Source organism: Pseudomonas sp. MWU13-2105 (genome assembly GCF_023242315.1).
Lineage (GTDB): Bacteria > Pseudomonadota > Gammaproteobacteria > Pseudomonadales > Pseudomonadaceae > Aquipseudomonas.
The window spans coordinates 88,656-113,043 of sequence record NZ_JALLIY010000023.1 but is presented as its reverse complement, the minus strand read 5'-3'; the positions used below and the strand labels follow the sequence as shown (position 1 = coordinate 113,043).

Annotated in this window: 17 protein-coding genes; 5 read left to right on the top strand and 12 right to left on the bottom strand. The window is 59.6% G+C overall.

Annotation, left to right across the window (positions count from 1 at the left end; genetic code table 11):
• Positions 1-3: 3 nt before the first annotated feature.
• On the top strand, positions 4-2,394 hold the full coding sequence (locus M5B96_RS28310; RefSeq protein ID WP_248800227.1) for a hypothetical protein: 2,391 nt from the start codon (positions 4-6) through the stop codon (positions 2,392-2,394).
• Between the two features lie 158 nt (positions 2,395-2,552).
• Positions 2,553-3,608, top strand: a complete 1,056-nt coding sequence (locus tag M5B96_RS28305; protein WP_248800226.1) for a hypothetical protein — start codon at positions 2,553-2,555, stop codon at positions 3,606-3,608.
• A gap of 104 nt (positions 3,609-3,712) precedes the next feature.
• Here the strand turns inward: M5B96_RS28305 and M5B96_RS28300 are convergent, their stop codons facing one another.
• From M5B96_RS28300 to M5B96_RS28280, 5 genes are read right to left on the bottom strand one after another with little or no spacing between them, the layout of a single operon-like run.
• Positions 3,713-4,510 (bottom strand): hypothetical protein, encoded by a 798-nt coding sequence (locus M5B96_RS28300; RefSeq protein ID WP_248800225.1) that lies wholly within the window; start codon positions 4,508-4,510, stop codon positions 3,713-3,715.
• A gap of 45 nt (positions 4,511-4,555) precedes the next feature.
• On the bottom strand, positions 4,556-5,791 hold the full coding sequence (locus M5B96_RS28295) for an MFS transporter (RefSeq protein WP_248800224.1): 1,236 nt from the start codon (positions 5,789-5,791) through the stop codon (positions 4,556-4,558).
• Positions 5,716-6,519: a hypothetical protein gene (locus M5B96_RS28290; protein WP_248800223.1), complete on the bottom strand. Its 804-nt coding sequence runs from the start codon at positions 6,517-6,519 to the stop codon at positions 5,716-5,718. The genes M5B96_RS28295 and M5B96_RS28290 overlap by 76 nt, the downstream gene beginning before the upstream one ends.
• Positions 6,520-6,531: 12 nt before the next feature.
• Entirely contained in the window at positions 6,532-7,971 is a 1,440-nt protein-coding gene (locus tag M5B96_RS28285; RefSeq protein WP_248800222.1) for a radical SAM protein, read from the bottom strand.
• Entirely contained in the window at positions 7,971-10,553 is a 2,583-nt protein-coding gene (locus tag M5B96_RS28280; RefSeq protein ID WP_248800221.1) for a glycosyltransferase, read from the bottom strand. The genes M5B96_RS28285 and M5B96_RS28280 overlap by 1 nt, the downstream gene beginning before the upstream one ends.
• 450 nt (positions 10,554-11,003) lie before the next feature.
• On the opposite strand from M5B96_RS28280, the gene M5B96_RS28275 reads away from it, so the two are divergent.
• A complete protein-coding gene (locus M5B96_RS28275) occupies positions 11,004-11,768 on the top strand; it encodes a substrate-binding periplasmic protein (protein WP_412548663.1) in 765 nt (254 codons plus the stop codon).
• Between the two features lie 12 nt (positions 11,769-11,780).
• Here M5B96_RS28275 and M5B96_RS28270 read toward each other — a convergent pair whose 3' ends face one another.
• The 4 genes from M5B96_RS28270 to M5B96_RS28255 form a co-directional block, all read right to left on the bottom strand.
• Entirely contained in the window at positions 11,781-12,746 is a 966-nt protein-coding gene (locus M5B96_RS28270; RefSeq protein WP_248800219.1) for an isopenicillin N synthase family dioxygenase, read from the bottom strand.
• A gap of 226 nt (positions 12,747-12,972) precedes the next feature.
• Complete coding sequence (locus M5B96_RS28265) at positions 12,973-14,184, bottom strand: acetate/propionate family kinase (RefSeq protein ID WP_248800218.1); 1,212 nt, start codon at positions 14,182-14,184, stop codon at positions 12,973-12,975.
• 48 nt (positions 14,185-14,232) lie between these two features.
• On the bottom strand, positions 14,233-16,608 hold the full coding sequence (locus M5B96_RS28260) for a phosphoketolase (protein WP_248800217.1): 2,376 nt from the start codon (positions 16,606-16,608) through the stop codon (positions 14,233-14,235).
• A gap of 96 nt (positions 16,609-16,704) precedes the next feature.
• A complete protein-coding gene (locus tag M5B96_RS28255; RefSeq protein WP_248800216.1) occupies positions 16,705-17,688 on the bottom strand; it encodes a universal stress protein in 984 nt (327 codons plus the stop codon).
• A gap of 306 nt (positions 17,689-17,994) precedes the next feature.
• Between M5B96_RS28255 and M5B96_RS28250 the strand changes: the two genes are divergently transcribed.
• The gene (locus tag M5B96_RS28250) at positions 17,995-19,068 is read left to right on the top strand and encodes an alpha/beta fold hydrolase (protein WP_248800215.1); all 1,074 of its coding nucleotides are present in this window, start codon (positions 17,995-17,997) and stop codon (positions 19,066-19,068) included.
• A gap of 60 nt (positions 19,069-19,128) precedes the next feature.
• On the opposite strand, the gene M5B96_RS28245 is transcribed toward M5B96_RS28250, so the two are convergent.
• A complete protein-coding gene (locus M5B96_RS28245) occupies positions 19,129-21,411 on the bottom strand; it encodes a heavy metal translocating P-type ATPase (protein WP_248800214.1) in 2,283 nt (760 codons plus the stop codon).
• Positions 21,412-21,638: 227 nt separating this feature from the next.
• Between M5B96_RS28245 and M5B96_RS28240 the strand changes: the two genes are divergently transcribed.
• Positions 21,639-23,006, top strand: coding sequence for an erythromycin esterase family protein (locus tag M5B96_RS28240; protein WP_248800213.1), 1,368 nt, complete (start codon positions 21,639-21,641; stop codon positions 23,004-23,006).
• Between the two features lie 6 nt (positions 23,007-23,012).
• Here M5B96_RS28240 and M5B96_RS28235 read toward each other — a convergent pair whose 3' ends face one another.
• Together M5B96_RS28235 and M5B96_RS28230 are read right to left on the bottom strand one after the other, a co-directional pair.
• Positions 23,013-23,678 (bottom strand): dienelactone hydrolase family protein, encoded by a 666-nt coding sequence (locus M5B96_RS28235; RefSeq protein ID WP_248800212.1) that lies wholly within the window; start codon positions 23,676-23,678, stop codon positions 23,013-23,015.
• Positions 23,671-24,378: a phosphoribosyltransferase gene (locus M5B96_RS28230; protein WP_248800211.1), complete on the bottom strand. Its 708-nt coding sequence runs from the start codon at positions 24,376-24,378 to the stop codon at positions 23,671-23,673. Before M5B96_RS28230 ends, M5B96_RS28235 begins: the two co-directional genes overlap by 8 nt.
• Positions 24,379-24,388: the final 10 nt, after the last annotated feature.

Here is a 24,388-nt window from a genome sequence, read left to right as displayed (position 1 = left end):
GACATGAGCGTATTGAACTTTCCCCGCATCTACCTCAACGGCCATATGTTCTGGAACCCGCCGACGGCCAACAACAACGATGTGCTGCCGCTCTACGACGCGGTCAGGATGCAGATGAACTGGCGGTTTCTCGCAACCTACGGGATCAACCCGCAGAACGCCGCGAGCACCTTGATGCCCTGGACCATCGCGCCGTTGCCGATGAGCGACGTACCGGGCTATGCCCTGCAGGTACCGGGCAATGCCGATCCGAAAAGTTACCCGATGATTCCCGCCGAATGGGACTTGTTCGGCGATAACGCCTGCGGCACGGTCGACTACGAGCAGATTCGCTCGGTGATCATTGGTGGTGAACTTCCCGGCGGCGGCTATGTCGAGCGGGATGCGCTGATCGACAAGCGCTACCAATTGCTTGGCAACCCGCTGGGCAGTAACAATCTCCCCCCCGCCCGTTTCGTGGACGTCAGCCCCTGGCAGAACACCTTCACGGCGCTGTACTTCGACAAGCTGGTACTGGGAGACGCCGAGTGCAGCCTGACCCTCAATCGCCAATACCGGATGCTCGATCGCTTCCTGAACTTCAATTGGGGAGCACTGGGTGGCCTGATCTATGTCACCACCACCTGGCAGACCTGCTTTCCGAAAGAGAACCTGCAATGGGTGATCGGTAACTCGCAACTGCTCAAAGACCTCCAGGAGCAGATGGCGCTACAAAACGCCAAGGGCCTGATGTTCCGCTTTTCCACCTTCCTGACCTGCTACGACAGAAACGGTATTTTCAACAACTACCCGCCCATCAACACCCACTCCACCGCCCCCGAGATGCAGGCCAAGGTGGAGGATTTGTATCAAAAAGGCCTGGATAATGTTGCCGATATTTTCTTCAACCCGGCCTACAGCCGTACCGCCGGTACCCTCGGCCTGTGGTTTGCGGATGAGTTCCCCACCGCCCCGGCGGGCCGACGCCTGGTCCCTGCTGGCGCGATCAATCCCTACAAAACCACACCCGGCGACACGCCCCTGCCCCCGGGAGCAGAAATACAACTGGGGGTGATCTCGACTCAGCTTCAGCCTCATGGCGATACCCTGTCGCTGGATCTGTCGACCACCTTCCCGTTCTATCCGCTCGACAAGGATGCCGCCATTCCAGTGGCGGAGAAATTCCAGGCCGGCAATTACGTGCTAGGGATAAACGACGCTGGCCAATTCAGTCCCTTGGCCAGTTTTGGCTTCGACGACTATCGACAGGCGGCCTTCGATAAACGCTCCGGCATCCTCGACTTGCCGCTGCGCCCCGGTGCCAGGGCAAAGCTGCAAAGCGGATCGCTGGAACTGCAACTGCAAGGTGACACTCCGAAACAGGCCGCCACCCAGCAGATGTGGACCGCAGAAGTGGTGGAAAGCGCCAGCTTCATCGATGTCGGCGACAGCCGGACGCTACAGGTCATGGTGCAATACGATGGTCAGCCGGCGCCGGCCGACACCGTGCTATGGGTGGCAGAATATGACAACGCCTTCATGCTGAGCACCAGCAACTACTACCTGGCGTTCAGCAACAAAACCGACTTCACGTTGTTCTACGACTATCCGTTGAACCGCAAGAACAACAATGCCAATCTGCCGCAATTTGTCGACACCCCTCAAGCCGCCAGCCAAGCCAGCGTGGGCAGTGGCCGCCGGCTCATGGCGGTACATGCCCAGGCGCCCTCCGATGTGCCGATCCCTGTCACCTATCAACAATATCTGTCGACGCCCGCCTCGGTCGCCTTGAGCCCCTGCCTGAGCTTCAACAACCCCATCGTCATGGAAGGCACACTGGAGGATCTGCAACACGGGACCGTGAACTATTGCCTGACGCAGATCCGTACCGACGCCAACGGCGTCGCCCGGCTGACCGTCAACGGCAAGGCACCAGGGTTCCCGACCCTGCGCTTCTTCGTGCAGGAAGGTGACCTGCCGCCCGAGATCCCTTTCAGTTTCAGCTACACGGACGCCTACACCGACTTCCTCGCACCTTTGCGGGTGCTGCCACTGGAACCGACCCTGCAGGAGGACTTCGTCAACGAATGGAACCAGATCTACACGAAAATCGAGGCCCGGGCGCTGATCTGGGAGAGCTTCATCTACCCGCGCATCTTGCAACCCTTCTATTACCTGTACCCGATCATGAGCAAATACATGCCACTCAATTCCCTGGAACGGATCGAGGGCGCCATCGATCAGCTCATCGTGCTGATCAGCAAGGAGTACCAGGAAGAAAGCACCCTGGCGATGCCGATTACCCGAGACATGTCACAAAGCCGTCGCGCCGTGCTCGAACTCTGGGCGCAGTCCCTGGTGAAACGCAACTATCCGCCGGTACCGCTGAGCATGAGTGACTACCTGAAGAGCTGAACGGCAACAGGCATCCAGCAGGACGCCGGGGGACGCCTCGTCACCCGGCACTGCCCAGGAAGGTTAGATAGAAGCCTGCATTTCGAATCAACTGCCGAGCCTGCTGCCCAAGGCGGCGTAGCCGTGATTGCCACCCCGTTTGAACATGGAGAGTGCCTATGTCCATTGCCATTTCCATCCCAGCTTGCCCCGCCGAAACCCTGCGTCCCAGCAGTCTTGTCGCCGAGGGCCTGCTGAACCCTCGCGGCCTGTGTCTCGCGGCCGACGGCAGCCTACTGCTGGTTGAAGCCGGCTCCGCTCTGCCGGAGCAGACCTTCAGCGGGCGGATCAGTCGGCTACGAGCCGATCCGCAACAGCCCGGGAACTACCTGCCCGCCGAGATCCTGGCGCAGGGATTTCGCGCGATGAACATGCAGGCGCGCATGTTGCGCGATGAAATCATCGGGCTTTCGGACATCGCCTGCGGCGAGGGGCGCTACCTGGTCAGCCAGACGGATTATGTCGAAGGCTCGAAAATACTGGATCTGCAGTACACCCCGCCCGAGCCGGTCTTCAGCAGCCGCGGTAACTTGAATTCGTTGTGTTACCACCCGACGCGACGCAGCTGGATGGCGGTCAAGCCCGACGCCAACCAACTGGTTGAGTTCACCGACGAACAGGGTGAGCGCGTGCTGGCCCAACTGCCCGAGCTGGATCAAGGCCAGGAAGCCGTGCCCGTGACGCTGGTGTATGAGCCGGCGACCGAGGCCGTGCTGATCAGCCTGTTCTCCGGCGAGCTGCACCACACGCCGACTCGCAAGGGCATCGACTTCGCCGACCATGCCGGCCAGGTCATACGGGTCTGGCCGGGCACCGGGCGGATCGACATTGTGCTTCGCGGCCTGCAACTCCCCACGGGCTTGGCACTGTGCGCAGAGGGTAACGTATTGGTGCTGGAGCTCTGCGATCGGCTGTTACAGCCACTGCCAACTGACTGGACAGGAGAGTGCTTGCATGGTGGTTTTGCGCGTTTCAGTGGCCGTCTGCTCAGTTGCAACCTGCGGACAGCGCAAATCAGCGTCCTTGCCCGCGGCTTGGATACACCTTCGAACTTGTGTCTGATCCCTGGTGCCGTGCTGGTGAGCGAAGGCATGGGCCTACCCGGTCGGCCACTGCCCACGCCGGAGAATGGCAGCACCGCCTTGACCGGGCGACTGCGCCGGATACAGCTCTAGAACCGCTAGCCGGCGCAGACTGGTGTCCCATCCGGGCTGTCTGCAGAGTCCTGTTCAGGGTCGAGCCTCAGCTGTCTGTCAAGATACATTCGTTGGTCGGCGCTTCAGCCGCTGTTGCCGGCGATGCTGAGGTAGTCGGTATAAAGCTGCGGCGCGCCGGAGAAAGACGCCAGTTCACGCCACTCGTCGTACATGCGCTCGCTCTCCTGGTGCTCGCGCACGAAGGTCAGCGCTTTTTCCGTTGAAACGTCCAGTTCAGGGTGGAAGGCGTTCAGCGAATCCAGACTTTCGATTTCCAGCATGACGGCGTATTGCTCGAGGCGGCTGCCGCCCTGTCCCTTGAGCATGTGAAACTTCCAGCCCGGGTAGTCTTCCACGCGGTGAATATTGCCGCTGATGAAGTCCTCGAAGGTTTCCGGCGCCACGCCTGAGCGCAGGGCCAGGTTGTGAATCCCCACCACCCGCGCCACCGCTGTCTGGCCCCTGCTGGCCTGGTAGTTGGGGCCTTCCGGCAGTGAGCTGTCGCTGTTCTGCGCCACCAGTGAATAGCACGAGAAAATGGTCGGTCGTTCGGCGAAGGTCGAGAAGGTTTTCCACTCGGCAATCAGCGCCGCGGCCTGTGGGCGTAGCTGCCAGAAATCCCGCGCGGCGGCGGTCTGATCGCCGTTGCGGTCAATATACTGGGCATACTGCTGCGCACTGGGGGCCTCATGCAGCATCAGATACTGATCTTTCCTTTCACCGCGCAACCCTTTCAATAATGTCCAGTGCCAGCCCGGATAAGCCGGGATCCCGACACCCTGTTCGCGTGCGAACGTTTCGAAATGCTCAGCCGTAACGCCTTTTTTCAAATTGAGGCCAATGTAGTGAAGGCTGAAAACCGCAGCGGATAATTGACTCATGATGACTCCATTGATTGACAACGTCAGGACCGCCCTGTCAGTGCCTCAACGCGCAATGCGTCGGGCACTGGAACAGACCAGCAGCATGATCACCACCCCGGCGCTGAAAGCCGCGGTCAGGCTGGAATGGTGCGCGACAAATCCGATAAGTGCCGGACCGCTCAACAAACCCGTATAGCCGATGAAGGTCACGGCCGACAGCGCAAAGCTCGACGGGACATCCGGCTGGTTGCCGGCAGCGGTGAACAGGATCGGGACGATATTGGACAGGCCAATGCCGGCCAGGATGAAGCCGGTGAGGGCGACGGCAGGCTGATCGACCGAGACGATCAGCAGCAAGCCGACTGCCGCGCACGAACCGCCGAGCATCAGCATGCGCTGCCGACCGATCGCGTTGACCAGACGATCGCCGTACAACCGGCCCAGCGCGACGGCGATGGCATAAAGGGTGTAGCCAAAACCGGCATGGCTTTTTTCCATGCCGCGCTCGCTGTGCAGGAAGACCGCTGACCAGTCCAGCATCGCCCCCTCGATCAGGAAGATGAAAAAACACAGCACGGCGATAAACAGGACCCCCGGATGTGAGAGCGCCTGGAACGTGCCTCCGGACTCGCCGGTTCCCCGCGACCGCCTCCCGAGCAGGTGAGCGGAAGCCAGCATCAGCACAAGCGCGATCAGCAGCACGATCAGCAAGATGGCCTGCAAAGGCATGAACCCCGCCCACAGCAGCAGGCTGACACCCCCTGCCCCGGCTACACAGCCGATGCTGTAAAAGCCATGGAACCCGGACATCCTCGCCTCCCCGCTGTCGCGTTCGACAATCACCGCCTGGGCATTCATAGACACATCCAGCAGGCCGTTCACTGCCCCGAAAACCAGCAATGCCGCGCCAATCTCCACGGCAGAGGTGGCGTACATCATGAACGGCAGGATCAAGCAGAAGACCGTCGCGCAGGCCAGGATCAGCGTCCGACAGCCGAACCTGGCGATGGTGCGCCCGGCGAAGGGCATCACCAGCATGGAGCCCGCGGCAATGCAAAACAGCAGCAGGCCCAGTGCTCCGTCATCGATATCGAGTCGGGTTTTGACAAACGGTATCAGCGGCGCCCAGGACGCCATTCCCAGCCCGGCAATAAAAAAGATGCCTCGCGTGGCGCGTTGTTGGCGCAGATTCGAGCCGCTCTGCGAGAGGGATACATTTGTACTCACAAGCTTTGCGCCACTGACAGATAGTCGGTATAGATCTGTGGCGAGCCGGAAAACGAGGCCAGTTGTTTCCACTCTTCGTACATCTGTTTGGTGTCCCGGTGAGCCCGGGCAAATTTCGCCGCTTTATCGGTGGCGATATCCGGCTCCGGATAAAACACATCGAGCGCCTTCAGGCTCGCTATCTCCATCAGCACCACGTACTGGTCCAGGCGGTTGCCCCGCTCGCCTTTGAGCAAGCGGAATTTCCAGTCCGGATAGTCCTCGATGCGGTGCTGGTTTTGCGCAATGAAGGTCTCGAAGGCCTGCGCCTGGACATCGGGGCGCAACGCGAGATTGTGGATGCCGATAACCCGCGCGACAGGCTCTGCCCCCGGTCTCTCCTGATAACGTGGGCCATGGGGTACGGTGCTTTTGCTGTTTTCCGCCAGCAGCCGGTAGTCGGTGTAGAGGGTCGGCAGTTCGCTGAAGGTGCCGTAACGCTTCCATTCACCGAGAATGTCCGAGGCTTCGGGATGCTCGCGCCAGAACTGGCGGGCCAGTTCGGTTTTATTACCGTCCGCGGCCACATAGCAATCGCGCTGCGCGGCGCTGTCGATCTCAAACAGCATCAGGTATTGCCCTGCCCGCTCGCCACGTAACCCGCGCAACAAGGTCCAGCTCCAACCCGGGTAGCTGGGTATATGCACGCCCTGCTGGCGAACAAAGCTTTCAAACTGCTCTGGCGTCACGCCGGCTTCAGTATCGATAGCGATGTAGTAGAGGCTGAAGACCGGCATGGATGAGTTTTTTTGCTGCTCCATCTGATTTCCTCCTCAGGCTTGCGGCGTCACGAACTGGGTGTTGATGACGGCTTCGACCAGCGTCACGCCGTTGGGCGTCAGGCTGACCAGATCGCCATCAACCCTGACGAGTGCCTTGTCGACCAGTGTTTTGAGGGTGCGGCCGATAATCGGATTGTCGTAGAAGCTTCTGCCATCAAAGCGCTGTTTGAAGACCTGGTCGTTCACTGGAACCAGCGTGGAAAGTGCCATCTTGAAAGCGTTGACTTCGCGTTGGAGCGCCGAGAACCCCCGGCTTTCATCAATCGGCAAGCGGCCTTCATCAAGGGCTTGCTTGTACTTGTTGTAGCCGGTGATGTTGATGGCTTCAGAGCCTGTACATTTCGAGCTGCCACCGAGACCGATCGCCACTTCCGGGTACTGTTTATCGAGGTCGGTGATGAGCCCTTTCCATTTCTCCGGCTGCCGGTGGTTCTGGTGGAAGTACATGGTCGGGTGTTCGCGATAACCGGATGACAGGTACTGCTCCACCAGTTCGCGCATCTGATACTGCTGGCCGAGGCCCGGAAAAGTCATGTTGTCGGTACCGATCAAGCCTTTTCTCTGCCAATGGCTTTGTTTCTCCCCGGACACCCCGGTACGGGTTTTCATGAACTCTTCCATGTGCAGCTTGCTGATGACCACATGGGAAAGCTCAAGCTCAAGGGACTTCTGCATGTCGTATTTCACATCATCCACGCTCTGGCCGAGCATGCCGTAGATAAGGTCGACGCTGACCCAGTCCAGGCCGATTGCACGGGCGTGATGGATGGTTTCCACGCACTCATCGGCGGAGTGCATGCGCCCGCAGGCCGAGATGATGCGGTCATTGAAGGACTGGGTGCCGAAACTTATTTTGCTGAACCCCAGCTCCTGTAACAGTGACAGATAGGGTTTGTTCAGGGTGCCCGGTTCGCCCTCGAAGCGCAGGGTGGCGGCCGAGAAGTTGAAATGGCTCAGGTAAAAATCCATCAGGCGGCGTAGTTCCGACTCTGGCAGCAGCGATGGCGTACCGCCAAAGATATTGAATTCGCCGATTTCTGCCTGAGCCAGGCCAGGGACTTTCTGAAGCCACATCGTGGCCTCTTTGATGTTGTAGTCCACCAGATCCCGGAACACCTGCTGCGACGAGGCGGCCTTGGGGTTCAAGATAACCGTCGGATACTGGCAGAAATGGCAACGGTAGCGGCAGGTGGGAATATAAGCCCATAGGTGGATCTGCTTGGCCTGCCGGATATCGCGATCCATGTCGGCAAAAAAAGATGACAACGGATAGTCGGGGATATCGCCAGGGAAAACATGGCAGCCGAACGGGTCGTTGAACACATATTCCAGAAAGGCACTGTTATCCGCGTGAGAGAGAAAGTCGTATACCCGCGGCGTTGGATAATTCGGGTCGATATCGTTCAGTGAACCCAGAGCTTCGCCATTCATCAGAATACCCCCCCGTTCGCAAAGTAGTTATGGGCTTCACCGGACTCGCGGTCTTCGGCGAAGTAGTAGGCAAAGCGTTCGAAGTCCTCCGCCTTGACCCCGTCGAAGCAGGCCGGCAGTGGCGGCGGGAAGCCGATATCCTCGCCGACGGCACGACGCAGGGCAGTGAAAATCTCCTCGCGGAACTCGAAATAGAGGCGGTAGGACGGGGTCTTGTAGGCGTGAATCGGTTTGAAGTCGATGACCCGGGAGCTTTGTTTGATTTCATGGATACGCTGATACAAGCGGTCAGCTACCGGCGCCGTGAAGAACTCACGCACCGCCGGGCGCTCCAGCAAAATCTGCGGATTGAGCAGCGCCGGCAACACGATGTTCTTGGGGACGTAGTCCTTGATCGAGTACTCCCAGGCCTGTTGCGACTGCCCGGCTGTGGTGTCGCGCAGCGTCGGCGTTTGCTCTTCGACGTCGGGGCGCACGTCCTTCATGATGATGATTCCGTCCTGCCCATAGGCGTTGCCGGTGATCACCTCATCAAGGATGGTATCCACGCGACGACTGTTGATCTCGATCCGGGAAGCATGGGCGTAGACCGGCTTGCCGCCCCAGGCGATGACCCGTATGCCGAAATCCCAGTCATCGGAGAGATGTTCGACAAAGCGGCCGTTGTGCAACTGGTAGAAAATCTCGATGCCGCCGACTTTGTCGTAGAGGCCCCGCTCGACGGCAAACCCCTTGCCGTCCGGAAAGCCGCCAAACAGTGAAAACGACATCTCGCGGCAGCGCAGGGTCTTCTGGATCTCGTTGAGCAGGTTCGGACGTTGGCGAAAGGACGCTTCGTTGTAATAGTAATTACAGGTACCCAGATCGCCGTTTTCCTCGAGCATTTTTTCAATCAGTGCGTGCAGCCAGTAAGGGTCCACGGTGCAGTCCGCATCGGCGGACGCAATGTAGTGTTTATTTACGACCCCCAGGCGGATATCGCGCTGTTTTGAGCGCAAAGAGGCATAGTCCATCCCGCGCTTTCTGGCGGATGAAACGCCCTGGATGCTCTCCTGGATGACGTGAATGTCCAAGGTCGGATTTTCAGCCCTGAAGGCGTTGACTTTTGCCACGGAGTCATCCGTGGAATTGTTATCCACGATGATCAACTCATAGCTCGCGTGGGTAATCAGGCCACCTTGTGTTTTCTGATTGAATAGAGACGCCAGGACACTATCAATGCGGTCACTTTCGTTATAAACCGGCAGCACAACCGAGACAAAGACAGCCTCACGCATATTTCCTCCAGCCGGACTCAAGTCCAGCATGTCAATGACGTTATTGGAGAGCACCCGCTGACCGATGGCGAAGTTTTTATCAGCCACTTCAGCCATCCGCGCCTTGTTGTTCAACAACTGATAGACGTCGTCAATAAAGGCATCATCAGGCAGGCCATCCTGCTCTTCCGAGATCGACAGGAGCGGCGCTTGAAAACCATGCTGGCCATAGACTTCCTGATAATATTCGTAACGGCTCGTGATATAGCAGCGCCGGCTGCTGATCGCCTCCCCCACCGGGTTGCCGTAGCTGTCATAGCCCCAGGAAGTGAGAAAGGAAACCAGGTCGCAGGAGTAATACAAATCCTCGATGGTCGTGGACTTTTCCTTTGTCGGCATATAGTCATGGGGCAGTGCCCCGACGAACTTGATAAAGCCCTCGACCTGCAGCTCCCTGGCGAGCTTGTTCAAGGCTTCAAAGTAACCGGGATGCTCATGGGGATCGCCGGCGATCACGAGATAGACTTTTCGACGGCTGCCGTTGCGGGCAAAAAGCCCGTTCAGCCGCTGGACCAGGTAGATATCCCGGTCCAGGCGCTTTTGTGGAATGATCCGGGTCGTGCGGGCAATCAGCACGTCGCTGGCGCGGATATCCAGGCTTTCCTTGATGTTCTTGCAGGTGCCCTGCCCGCTGAAGTCATAGGTGTTCTTCCTGACCTTGACGTCGACGGCGTGATGGCACCACTGCTCGAGTTTGTTCTTCAGGTGCTCATTGAGGGTCACATAGGTGATGTAGCGGGATTGAACCGGCTTGACGGCGTGGGGATAAGGCTCCGGACCGTATTTCATCACGGTCTTTTCACTGTTCCACATCAGGTCATGATCGCGCCAGATGACGAAATTCCCTAGGCCATGCTTGTCCCCGTAGGCTTCGATGGCCAGGTACAAGGCCTGGGTATAAATGATGTTTTCCGGCAGCGTCCCGTTCTCGACAATCACATAACGGATATTCAGCTTTTCCCAAAGCCTGATCATTCGACGAGCCAGTGCCTGTGACGACTCGCGAATGGCGATTAACAGTTGCTCCTGCTCTTCTGCAGACACCGAGGTCTTTTGTCCGATCAGCACAGCGTGCGAGCGTTCGATGAAATCCACGTTATAGTGCGGGACCGTATCAATATCGTCTATACGAACCAGGGTAAACACACCCTGATAGATATTCTTTTCGTGATCATAGGGCTTATTGAAATTGCCTTTGTCGATCTTGATGTCATAGCCCAGATCGAGATAGGAGGTCACTTCACTCTGTTCAAGGCATTTGGCCATCTTTAACGCTTCGACCGTAATGCCCGATACCGCGACTGCGTCAAATGATATAAATACGGCTCCAGCATGCATGCTCATACCCCTCAAACCAATAGAAAGTCATTGATTACCAGGCACTCAAAATCGCCAGCCTTAAACCATGCGTTATCCGTTTTTTGTTTTATGAGAGCGTCATAAGTAGCCGCTCGAAATCAAAATACTCGTCTGTACGAGTTGAATCAACAGCTCGTACAGACGAGTTTTTGTTTTATTTGTTCATGACCCGGTAATGGGGGACAGGCTATTTCCGCAGTCCGGGACAACACGCTCATCCGCGCAATAACAAAATGTCTCGGCCAGGGCCTTTTAGGCCAGTGCTTCGTTTCAAATCCGCGCTACGCTATGTCTGCGGTCGCCATGATTTCTCCGGGTGTTTCCGGGAGCTGCCAGCCGTGCTTGAGATCTCAGGTCATGAGCCAGATCAGACGCGCAGTCAATGTTCGTACCCAGGTGCTTTGCGGACTCTTTTCGTTGGTGTGGTCGCTGCTGGCCTGTAACGTTTACGCCGCGCCCTTGCCGATTGATTTTTTTATCCTCGACGCGCCCCCACTGACGCTGATAGATGATGCCAATGGCCACGGCATCGTCGGCGAAGTCGCCCTGCTGGCCATTGCCAAGGCCGGCTATACCGCGCATATACAGGTGCTTCCATGGGCCAGATCGCAAAAATATGTCAGCGAGAAGCAGGACCTCCTGATCGCGCCCCTGTCACGCACGCCCGAGCGCGAAGATCACTTCACCTGGATCGCGCCGGTCATGAGCATGGATCGCGCTTTTTTCAGCCTTGAGCACCGCGTGAGCAGTTTCGCCGAAGCCAGGAAGACTTACCGTGTGATCGGGGTGGGGTTGGGCAGCGCGCAAGAGGAAATCCTGCGTACCCACGGCTTCAGCAGCGAACAGATCCACCCGTTGACCATTGGCGAAAACCCCGCGCAAATGCTCTTGAAAGGTCGCATTGATGCCTGGTTCAACGGTGTCCCCGAGAGCCAATATATCTGGCCGACTGTGTCTCGTCGCAAACTGCTCATGAGTCCGGTCATGAGCAGTGTGGATCTCTATCTCGCCTGCTCGAAGCAATGCTCCGCCGAGTTGGTACAAGGTTTACACGATGCGGTGGAAACGCTCCGCCATGACGGCACTGTGGCGCGGATACAAAAGCGTTATTTGTCGCCCTGATACGCCTTGAACTCACTGAGCCTTCTTGCGATACGCCATCGAGTCGTCGATTCTCTTGAGTATGTAGTCCCCCGCCGCTACCGGCGGATACAGGCTCAGTGCCGGATCGACGCCCAGTTCGCAGGGATCGACCATGGCTCCATAGGTCGGATCGTAGAAGGTGGCGATGGAATAACGCTCGTGCCCCGAAGTATTGATCACCCGATGCAGGGTCGAGCGAAAACGATCATTGGACCAGCGCGCCAGCAGATCACCGACGTTCACCACCAGGCTGCCGGGAATCGGCGTGGCATCGATCCAGCGATTGGAGCCGAGCTCGCGGACCTGCAGGCCGCCGCTGTTGTCCTGATAGAGCAAGGTGATGCAGCCATAATCGGTATGAGGCGCAACCCCGAACTGATCGGCTTCGGCCTGGGCCGGTTGCGGCGGGTAATAAACCATCTGGGTGCGCTGCAAAGGCTTGGTGTATTTGTCGATGAAGAAGTCCTGGTCAATTCCCAACCCCGCCGCCACCACCGTCAACAGGTCGGCCCCAGCCTTGCCGATTTCCTGATAGTACTCAGCCAGGACCTCGCGCAACGACGGCATGAACGCCGGCCACTGGTTCGGGCCACGCAGAGCCTCGCCGGCGAGTACGCTGGGATCGTCTTCGGCCAGCTCAAGGCCGATACTGAAAAACTCCTTGTGATCGGGTTTGCTGGCTTCGTACATGGTCGCCCCGCCCAATGCGTGCCAACCACGATGCCGCTTGTTGACGGCCGCCTCGCGCTTGACCTCGGCCGGATAGGCAAAGAACTGCGCGGCGGCCGACATCGCCCTGTCGATCACCGGCTGCGGTACGCCGTGATTGATGATATAGAAGAAGCCGATATCGCAGCAGGCGGTTCGAATGGCCTCGGCGGCTCGGCGAATGCTCGCCGGGTCACCTTCGCGGACACCGGACATATCAATCAGAGGGAGACGGATGCTGGAAGACATATTCACTCCTGGGGACCTGGTTGAGGGAGGGTAGACGTACTTATTGCGCAGCTGTATATACAGCTAAAAGCATTTACCGTGCCGTCCCTCTTGCGCACCATCGCAACACCGCGCGCCAAAGCGCCCGATCTCTGTCAAATGACGCCGCTGCGGTCAATTCCCGGTGATCATCGATTTCCATACGCCCCAACAGTGTGCATGGGTACTCATCGGGTGCGACTTTTGGTTACACGCCTTGGCGCAGCAAGGCCAGGCTGTGGCGGGCGATGACCGCGTTCTCGTCAGTGGCCATGACCCATGCGGAGACTTTGCTCCCAGGCCGGGACAGGCAGGCTGCTGCCGCCAGATCAGGCTCCTCGCCGCCGGCGCTTTTTCGCGCCAGGCCCAACCAGGCGCAGCCATCAAGAATCGCATCGCGCACCTCCCGCGCGTGTTCTCCGATGCCGCCGGTGAACACCAGCGCGTCAATGCCACCGAGCACCGCGACCAGCGCGCCGATCTCCTTGACGACACGGCGTACGAACAGTGCTACGGCCTGTCTGGCGGGGTCCGAACGGCTGGCCAACAGCGTACGCATGTCACTGGCTATGCCGCCCGAGACACCAAACAGTCCGCACTCGTGGTACAGCAGATGTTCGACGGCCTGCACGCTCATGCCGCGCTCACGCAACAGGTACAGGACGATCCCGGGGTCCAGGCTTCCTGGACGGCTGCCCATGAGCAATCCGTCCAGCGTGGAGAACCCCATGGTGGTACCGCGACTGATCCGCTTATGCAGTGCGCACAAGCTCGCGCCGTTACCGAGGTGCGCGACAATCGTGCGTCCCTGTGCCGCACGCGGGTCGTAATCAGGCAGGACCCCGGCGATATATTCATAGGACAAACCATGGAAGCCGTAACGACGCATGCCCTCCTCGCTCAAGGCCCGGGGTAGCCCATAAAGGGTTTCCAGCGGGTCGAGCGTGTGGTGAAACGCCGTGTCGAAACAGGCCACCTGGGGCAGGTCGGGATACTCATCAGCCAAATGCAGCATCGGCGCCAGGCACAGTGGCTGGTGCAACGGCGCCATCGGCGTCAGCGCCTGCATCTCGCGGATCAACGACGCATCGACCCGCGCCGCCACCTCCGGACGGTTGCCGCCATGCACCACGCGATGGGCCGCAGCGGCAATACGCCATTGCGTGTGGCTGTCGATCCAGCCCATCAGCCGGCTCAAGGTGGCTTTGTCCATGCCCTCATCGGCACTCGGCCATTGTTCCTGCTGTCGCGCCTGGGGCCGGGAGTCCTGGTAACTCAAGCTCGCCCCGTTCTGGCGTACCTCGACACTGCCATGGCCCAGGCAGTTAAGCGCGGACCTGTTGGCGTCATACAGGGAAAACTTGAGCGTTGAAGAGCCCGCATTGAATACCAATAGCGCGGGGCAAGGATTATCCGCCATGACGTACTCCCAGCGTTGACGGGCCAGCTACCTGCCAGGGCCGCAGCCTCAGCTTTCGGTTGCCGGCGTCCATTGCCATTGCGCTACTTCCGGTAAATCCCGGCCGTGTTCGATCAGGTACAGCGCATGCTTTTCCCGGGAGGCCCAATAACGTGCACGCGCCGTCTCGACCTGCGGTTGCAAGCGCGGGACCCGTTCAATCACATCCAGGGCCAGTTGGTAACGATCCAGCTGGTTGATCACCGTCAGGTCAAAGGGCGTGGTGGTGGCCCCCTCCTCCCTGAAGCCCCGGACATGAAAACGCTCCTGTTGTCCGCGACCATGCAAAAGCCGGTGGATCAGCGAGGGATAGCCATGGAAAGCCAGGATCACCGGTATATCGCGGGGGAACAGTTCCTCAAAAGCGCCATCCGAGAGGCCATGGGGGTGCTTGCTGTCGGGTTGCAGCACCATCAGGTCAACCACATTGACTACCCGGACCTTCAGATCCGCCACGTAGTCGCGCAACAAGGTAACGGCCGCCAGGATTTCCAGGGTTGGCACATCACCGGCGCAGGCCATTACCACGTCCGGGTCCTCGTCGTCATGGCTGGCCCATGCCCAGCGCCCGATGCCACGCAGGCAATGGCTGATGGCCGAATCGATATCCAGCCACTGCCAGGCCGGCTGCTTGCCGGCCACAATGACATTGATGTAGTCGCGGCTGTGCAGGCAATGATCGGTCACCGACAACAGGCAGTTGGCATCGGGCGGCAGGTAGATACGCACCACTTCGGCGCTCTTGTTCGCGACCAGGTCGATGAATCCCGGATCCTGGTGGGAAAAACCGTTGTGGTCCTGTTGCCAGACATGGGAAGACAATAGGAGATTGAGCGACGCGATGGGCTTGCGCCAAGCCACGCTGGCGGCCGTTTTCAACCACTTGGCGTGCTGATTGACCATCGAGCCGACAATGTGGATGAACGCTTCGTAGCAGGAGAACAGCCCGTGACGCCCAGTGAGCAGGTAACCCTCCAGCCAGCCTTCGCAGACATGCTCACTGAGTATTTCCATCACCCGCCCATCGGCGGCCAGGTGATTGTCGCCAGGCTCCAGATCCGCCATCCAGGTCTTGCCACTGACCTCATAGACCGCATCGAGCCGGTTGGACGCGGTTTCATCCGGGCCAAACAGCCGGAAGTTCGCCGCCGCCAGGTTGCTTCGCATGACCTCTTTCAAAAACACACCCAGCACACGCGTCGGTTCCGCCCGGACAGTCCCGGGGGCTGGCAGCTTGACTGCATACTCCGAAAAACGTGGGATTTCCAGGGAACGTAGCAGCAACCCACCGTTGGCATGGGGATTGGCGCTGATGCGTCGGTGTCCGCCAGGTGCCAGCTCGGCAATCTGGGGAAGCAAGGCACCATTGGCGCTGAACAGTTCCTCCGGGCGGTAACTCTCGAGCCATTCCTGAAGTTGCATCAGATGCCTGGGTTGCTGCAGGTCCGCCAGCGGTACCTGGTGGGCACGCCAGGTACCTTCTACAGGCAAGCCGTCAACGAACTTGGGACCGGTCCAGCCTTTGGGCGTGCGTAGCACCAGCATCGGCCAGAGCGGACGTTCCGGCACCGACTGCTCCGGCTGCCGGCGCGCGGTACGCTGGATTTCGCGCAAGTCCGCTAAAATCGTGTCCAGGGTTTTGGCCAGCGCCTGATGCACCGTCTCGGGATCATCGCCTTCGACAAAGTAAGGCTCATAGCCATAGCCATACATCAAGGCGCTGAGCTCTTCTTCGCTGATGCGCGAGAGCAGCGTGGGGTTGGCAATTTTGTAGCCATTGAGGTGCAGGATCGGCAGCACCGCGCCGTCGCGTCGCGGGTCGAGGAACTTGTTCGAATGCCAGCTGGCCGCCAGCGCGCCGGTTTCGGCCTCGCCATCGCCAATCACACAGGCCACGATCAGGTCCGGATTATCAAACGCCGCACCGTAGGCGTGAGCCAGGCAGTAGCCCAACTCCCCACCTTCATTGATGGAACCGGGCACCTGCGCCGAGACGTGGCTGGAGATGCCATAGGGCCAGGAAAACTGTCGAAACAGTTGCAGCAGGCCTTCGGCGTTTTGCTCCACCCGCGGGTTGAGCTCGGTGTAGGTGCCTTCCAGATAGGCCTGCGCCATGATCGCCGGGGCGCCGTGCCCAGGACCGGTGACGAAAATCAGGTTCAGGTCATGTGTCTTGATCAGGTGGTTGAGGTGCACATAGATCAGATTCAAGCCAGGGCTCGTCCCCCAGTGCCCCAGCAACCGCGGTTTTACATCGCTCAGCGCCAGGGGCCGGCGCAACAGCGGATTATCCTTGAGGTAGATCTGCCCAACGGCCAGATAGTTGGAAGCCCGCCAGTAGGCGTCAAGGCCTTCCAATTGATCATTGTTCAGGAAACCACTCATGAAGAACTCCGATTGCTGCGAGCACGAAGGTCTACTATCGGAGCCGGAGCACTTTGCAGCTTGATCTACATCAAACCAGTCGGCTTCCGCGGCCCATTACCGGGTCGTCAATTCCGCTTGCTGATGCACTCCATCATTGGCCCGCGTGCCCTCTTGCGTCTGCTCATGCGCATCAGCGGCAGCGGGAGGCAGTTTGAGTGCAAGCACATTACAAGCGGGATTATCGAGAATGCCCTCGGCGGTGCTCCCGATAGTCGAACTGAGAAGATGGTGATTGGCCGAGCCAATGATCAGAAGATCATAAGCATTACGCTGGATATAATTACGAATAACGTTGGCCGGTGCGCCCACCAGGAAATGTCGATGTTCCTTGGCGATCCCGTGTTCCGTCGCCAGGGCCTCGAAAACATTCCTGCGGGTCTCATAACTCGGCGACTCACCACTCGAGAGGGATGCTGCCAGGCTCGGACAGGCCACGGCATCACAGTTGTAGACCGTAATCAGATGCAACGAAGCATTACGGGCATCCGCCAATTGCCGGGCCATACTGATGATCTGGTCATTTTCCGTGGCGCGTCCCTCGCCCTCGAGTTCAATATCCACGGCAACCAGAAACTTGCGCAGGCCAGGGGCTGGTGCTTGCTTGATATAGAGTACCGAGGTCGGGCTGGCACACAACAGGTCCCAATCGAGCGACGACAGCACCAGACGTTTTAAATGAGCTTCTTCGTGCAAGTCCTTGATAATCAGATCAGCGCTCATCTGCTGTGCGTAGGCCGCCAGCTCGAAAGCGGATGGCTTGCCCCAAATGACCTCGCACTGCACTTCAATTCCTTTTTCGCGCAACAACACCGCTTGGCTGTCCAACCACTGTCGATAAACATCCATCATACCGTTGCGGGCGTTGTCCAAATTCGCCGGATTGCCATGCCCGACTACGTCAAGGGCCGCTGCGTGGACAAAAGCAACCAGATGCAAGGCAGCGTTGAGCGTCTGCGCCAATACCCCCGCATATTCCAACGCGGGGGTATGCACCGGCTGAGAGGGAGCGATAAGCAGTAGACGCAATGATCGGATCATGACCCACCTCGGCATTCGGTGAAGTTACAGACAGTCTTATTGATTGACCCATGTACGCCGGTGCTGCGTCATGGCCTCACCATATCCTGAACCCAAAGCCGCCGGCGAATTTGATCTCCCTCAACAAGCACGCTGTCGTGGAGAACCGCTCGGAACCGAATCCGCCATGTATCACAGTGTGTCTCAAGCCACGGCGATACATGGGTTTACAGCCCACGGCAATCTTGAAACAGGGCAGATACGTCTCTGCGTTCAAATGACAGTCAGCCACTACACCCGCCCCTTGGTTTGAAAGGACACCGGAACATGAAGACGCCCCTGTTGACCCCCTCATCGGAGAAAAAACGCCGTTTGCTTGGCTCCTCCGCCCTTGCTTTCACGCTGATGCAGTTCGCTGCGCTTGGCGTTGCCCACGCGCAAACCGGTAACGCGACAGCCCCGGCAACGGCGAATAGCGGCACCGCCAGTGCAACCCAGTCCTCGCCGTTCGGCCCGCTCAAACATATCAACGCCGGCTTGCTGGATGTGGCCTACGCCGAAACCGGTCCTGCCGAAGGGCCGGTGGTCATTCTCCTGCACGGCTGGCCCTACGACATTCACAGCTATGACGCAGTGGCGCCGTTACTGGCGGCTAAGGGCTACCGGGTACTCATGCCCTATGCACGCGGTTATGGCGATACACATTTCCTCTCCGCCAATACCGTTCGCAATGGCCAGCCCGCCGCACTGGCCAGCGATGTCATCGCCTTCATGGACGCACTGAAGATCCGGCAGGCCGTGCTCGGTGGCTACGATTGGGGCGCGCGCTCGGCGGACATCGTCGCGGCGCTCTGGCCGGAGCGGGTCAAGGCGCTGGTCTCGGTCAGTGGTTATCTGATCGGCAACCAGGAAGCCGGCAAGACCCCTCTGCCGCCCAAAGCCGAGTTGCAATGGTGGTACCAGTACTACTTCGCCACCGAACGGGGGCGTGCCGGCTACGAAAAGAACACCCATGACTTCGCCAGGTTGATCTGGCAAACGGCCTCGCCAAAATGGTCGTTCGACGACGCCACCTTCAATCGCAGCGCCGCCGCCCTGGATAACCCCGACCATGTTGCCATCACCGTCTTCAATTACCGTTGGCGCCTGGGCCTGATCCAGGGCGAAACGCAATACGACCCACTGGAGCAGAAACTGGCCAAGGCCCCCTCCATCGGCGTGCCGACCATCACCCTTGAGGGCGACGCCAATGGCGCGCCGCATCCCGCCGCCGAGGACTATGCCAGGCGTTTTACCGGCAAGTACGAGTATCGGCTTATCCAGGGCGGTATCGGCCACAATCTTCCACAGGAAGATCCGCAGGCCTTTGCCAAGGCCATCATCGACGCCGATCATCTGTAAGGCGGTGCGCCACCGGCCCAGGCATTGCTACCGCTCCGAGGCGTTCCTCCCCCCGGCCGTTTATCGACTGTCCAGATAACGGAACAGTTCTTCCTCCTGGTCAAAATGCAAACGCACGAGGGTATCCAGGCGAATCAATTGATGTTGAATCTCTTCAGCGCTAGCCGTTGCATGAGCGGCACTGAAATCGACGCTCATCCGCGCCAGCAAATGGATAAGGCGAAAAATCTCGCGGTGCACGTGACTCATGGCCGACAAAGGGTCCTCGCCCCGCAGGCTTCGGGTCAGCAGCGGGTACAGGGTGTTTTCATCTTCCCGTTCATGTCGGGCCAGGGTGACTTGCAGTTTTTCCACCAGCGCCAGCAAATCGCTGCGGGCTTGCTCAAGCGGGCGCTGGGCAAAGTCGCCGGCTAGTTGATGCAGATCGCTCAGTACAGTGGCCAGTTGCGTGTGTTCGTCCTGGAGGTGATCGATATGGGCCGCGGCAAGCTTTCGTTGACCGAGTCCCGACGACGCGGCCAATGCACGCAAGGCATTGATGATGATCAGCACGTCGATGCCTTCCTGCACAATGGCGCCGGCAAGCGGCGGTAGATAGCCGCATGCCGCGATGGCCATCGCCAGCAATGACAGGCCCATGCCGACCTGTACACCGCGGCGGGCAATCTGGCGGGTCCGCCGGGCAATATCCAGCGCCTCGACCAGGCGATCCAGGCGATCCACCAGCAATACGACACCGGCGGCTTGCGCGGAGGCCGTTGCGCCGGCCGCGCCCATGGCCACGCCGACGTCGGCCGCCGCCAAGGCCGGGGCATCGTTGATACCATCGCCGACCATCAGCGTACTGGCGCGCCGGCAGCCCTCCTGTACGGCACGTACCTTGTCCTCGGGGGCCAAGCCGGCATGCAACTCGTCGATTCCGGCTGACAAGGCAATCATTTCGGCGGTTTCCAGGCGATCACCGGTGAGCATGACGATCCGCTCAATGCCCCTGTGGCGCAATCGACGCAACGTCTGCGGGGTTTCCCGACGCAGGTTGTCGGAAAACACCAGCAGCCCGGCGAGTTCCCCGTCCACCGCGATGAAGCTTCCACTGCACGCCAGGTAATCCATGTGGCGCAGCATGGCGACGGCCCAGTCAGCCATGGGCACTTGTTCATGGGCAAAAGACAATGTACCGAAGCGCACCTGCTGGCCATCGACCCGTCCACAAAGGCCAGCCCCCGGGCTTTCTTCTACTTCCCGAGGGGCGCTGAGTGGCAGTTGGCGCTGCTGCGCCGCTTCGACAATGGCCTGGCAGATGGGATGCGTCGAAGCCTGCGCCAGCGACGCGGCCAACCCCAGCAGACGCTGCGGATCGAGCAGTCCATTGACTTCGATCGACTGCAGCCGGGCCTGACCGCTGGTCAAGGTGCCGGTCTTGTCGAGAAACACCTGCGTGACCCCGGCCAGCGCTTCCAGGGTCGCACCGTCCTTGATCAGGATCCCGCGCCGCGCCGCCCTCGATATGCCGGACATGATGGCAATCGGCACCGCCAGAATCAAAGGACAAGGTGTGGCCACCACCAGGACCGCCAGGGCGCGCAGCGGATCGCCGCTTATTTGCCAGGCTATTGCGGCAACCAGCAACGTCAGTGGAATGAAGAGCAAGGCATAGCGGTCGGCCAGGCGCACGTAGGGTGCGCGCGAGCGGCGTGCCGCCTCGGCCAACCGCACAACCCCGGAATAGGTGCTCTGCGCGGCCGTTCGCGTGGCCATCAGCAGAAAGGGGGCGCCGACATTGGACACGCCGCTGGGGAGCAACTGGCCTTCCCGGCGGGTGACCGGCAACGACTCGCCGCTGAGCGCCGACTCGTCGAGAATGGCCACCGTACTCAACAGCCGGCCGTCGACCGGAACCACCTCGCCCAGGCGTACCAGCAGTGTCTGTTGCGGCTGGACCTGCTCGACGGGGACTTTGCGCAAGTCATCCTGTTCCTGCAGCCAGGCAAAACGTGGCGCCCGGTCGACCAGCGCGCGCAATTCGCGTTCGGCGCGTTGCTTGGTAAAGAACTCCAGGGTGCGTCCGCTCGCCAGCATCAAGGCAATCACCGCTGCCACCAGCATCTGCTGAAAGGCCAGGGCGGCGGCAATCGACAGCAGCGCAATGAGATCGACGCCCACCTCGCGCCTGGCCAGGCGCCCGGCGATCTCGACCAGCAGGACCAGGACCATCAACAGGCTGCCCGCGGCCCAGCACATCGACGCCCAGCCGGGCTCATGAGCGAAATGCGCGACGCCCCCGCCCAGCAGTGTCAGGCTGGTGATCAGCAATAGCAATGGGTCCAGCCACTTGCCTGGCATCGAAGTGAATCCCTCAAATAATCACTCTTATCCCTCAACACCCACTGCCGATGATTGATAAAACTCAAATGATCGACTGCATTCAGGCGTAGGAATGACAGCAGAGGCAATATGGGCCCACAACGCTGCATGGATCGAAACCCCCAGAGCTCGCGCCCGGCCTGATGATCGATGTGGTGCTTCGCGGCAATGCACGTCGACTACTCCACCTTTACCGGACGACGCTCATGAACACACCTTCGCCAGACCTGCAGGATAAGCTTTATGGCTCCCACAGCCACATCGCCCAGGCCTCTATCGCCCCGCTCCTGCGTCAATACGCGGAGCCTCTGCCGGAGCTGAATTCAGCCGACTTCGGTGAAATGTTCGACCGCTATGCCGATGCGCGCGTGGTGATGATCGGCGAAGCCAGCCATGGCACCAGCGACTTCTATCGAACCCGGGCGGCGATTACCCAACGGCTGATTGAGCAACATGGCTTCAGCATCGTCGCGGTTGAAGCCGACTGGCCAGACGCCAGCCATGTGGACCGTTATGTCCGGGGGCTGACGCCCTCAGCCTGGAAACACCCTATCTTCAGCCGCTTTCCGACCTGGATGTGGCGCAATACCGATGTAAGGGCCTTCACCCACTGGCTGCACCAGTACAACCACAAGCTGGTTCCTGGGCAGCGCGTCGAGTTTCGCGGTTTGGACGTTTACAGTCTGCGCAATTCCATCCACGAGGTGTTGGATTATCTGGACCGGGCCGACCCGCAACTGGCCCATGAAGCTCGGCGGCGCTACGGCTGTTTGACGCCCTGGCAGGATGATCCGGCGCTGTACGGCCATTTTGTCGAGCGCGACGGCCTGATGCCCTGCGAGCAGGGCGTGGTCGAACAGCTCAATATCATGCTTGCCGAACAACTGGCCGGGCTTGTCGAGGACGACGAGGCTTTCTTCAATGCGACACAGAACGCCCGGGTGGTCAGGGCTGCGGAACAATACTACCGGGCGATTTATCGCGGCTCGAGTGCCTCCTGGAACCTGCGCGACCGACATATGTTCGATACGCTGCAGGCCCTGCTCGAACACCGGGGCCCTCAGGCCAAGGCCGTGGTATGGGCGCACAACTCCCATATAGGAAATGCCGGCGCCACGGAGATGGGATGGAAGGGGCAGTTCAATATCGGACAACTCTGTCGCCACGCCTATGGGCGTGATGTTGTCCTGATCGGCATGAGTACCGACCGTGGTCAGGTGACCGCCGCCGATGACTGGGATGGCGAGATGCTCGTCAAGGAAATCCGTCCATCTCGTCCCGATAGCTGGGAACATCAGTTCCTCCAGGCTGGTATCCCGGCCTCATTGACCGACTGGCGCAGTCCACGGCGCAAGGATCTGCGCCAAGCCCTGTCCGAGCCTCTGCTGGAGCGGGCCATCGGGGTGATTTATCGACCCGAAACCGAACGTGGCAGTCATTACTTCGAAGCGGTGTTGGCCGAACAATTTGACGCGATGATCTGGATTGAACAGAGTCAACCGCTGATTGCACTGCCGCTGCCGAAAGACCAGGAGCTGGAGCCAGAGGACGATACCTATCCATTTGGTGTGTGAAGCCCATCAAAGGAACACTGTCACCTCCTGCAGATGTTTCTCGAACCAGCCGCCAGCCAGCCTGGCGACTTCCTCGAGAGCACCGGCCTCTTCAAAAAGATGCGTTGCCCCCGCGACGACCTCCAGGCGCTGCTCACAGCGCAGGACGTGACTGCTTTGAAAATTCAGGCTGAATACCAACGGGTCCTGTGCCCCGACGATCTGCAAGGTCGGGGCCTTCACACGAGGCAGTACCACGGTTGCCAGGTCGGTCCGCCCTCCCCGGCTGACCACTGCGCGCACTACATCCGGGCGTTCAGCCGCCGCCAAGAGTGCCGCGGCGGCGCCAGTACTGGCGCCAAACAGACCGATGCGCAGGGAGTGCAACTCCAGGTCCCGATCGATCCAGTCGATCACCTCTACCAATCGACTGCCCAGCAAGGCGATATCGAAGCGTAGTTCACGGGTCAGATTGTCCAGGCGTTGCTCCGTTTCCGTAAGCAGGTCGAACAGCAACGCCCCCAGTCCGCGTCCGACAAGAGCTTGTGCAACGTGCCGATTACGTGGACTGGCACGGCCGCTGCCAGCGCCATGAACGAAAACCACCAGACCGATTGCATTGATCGGTAGAAACAAGTCGGCTGACAACTCGACATCCGTCAGGTCCAGCATTCGAGACTGAGGTTCAAGCATCGGAGTGCTCCCCGGAGCGGCTGCCGGGAGCGGACTCCCGCCGCCAGGCGCGCTGCAACAGATCAATGACCTGTTCATCCGAGGTCTGGGAGAAATCGTTGTACCAATAGCCGATCGACATGAGCCAATCGGGGATCAGCGGGCATATCACTTCATTGCCTTCGCAACGCAGCGTCTCCACCGTTTCAAACGGGGCAACCGGCACGGCAACGACGATATGAGACGGCGCCTGCAAACGTACGGCCTCGATCGCCGCCCGCATCGAGGCTCCTGTCGCCAGGCCGTCGTCGACCAGAATCACCACCTGATCCTTGAGCCGCACTGGCGCACGCGTTGCCCGGTAAACCTGCTCGCGACGCAACAGCTCCCGTGTTTCCCGGGCGACCACCGCGTCGAACGCGGCCGGGGCAATCGGGTGAGCCCGCAGCGTGTCTTCATTGAGAATCTGTATGCCGCCGCTGGCAATGGCACCCATGGCGAACTCGGGATGTTGCGGGATCCCGAGCTTGCGCACCAGTATCAGGTCCAGGCGAACGTCCAGGGCGGTGGCCACTTCATAGGCCACCGGCACTCCGCCACGGGGCAAGGCAAGGACTATGACCTCGGGCCGGTGGGCGTATTTGAGCAATGGCTCCACCAGGCTACGACCGGCAGCAGCCCGGTCGGCCAAGAGGGTTTGCGATGAGAGATTCTGGGGCACTGGAAAACCT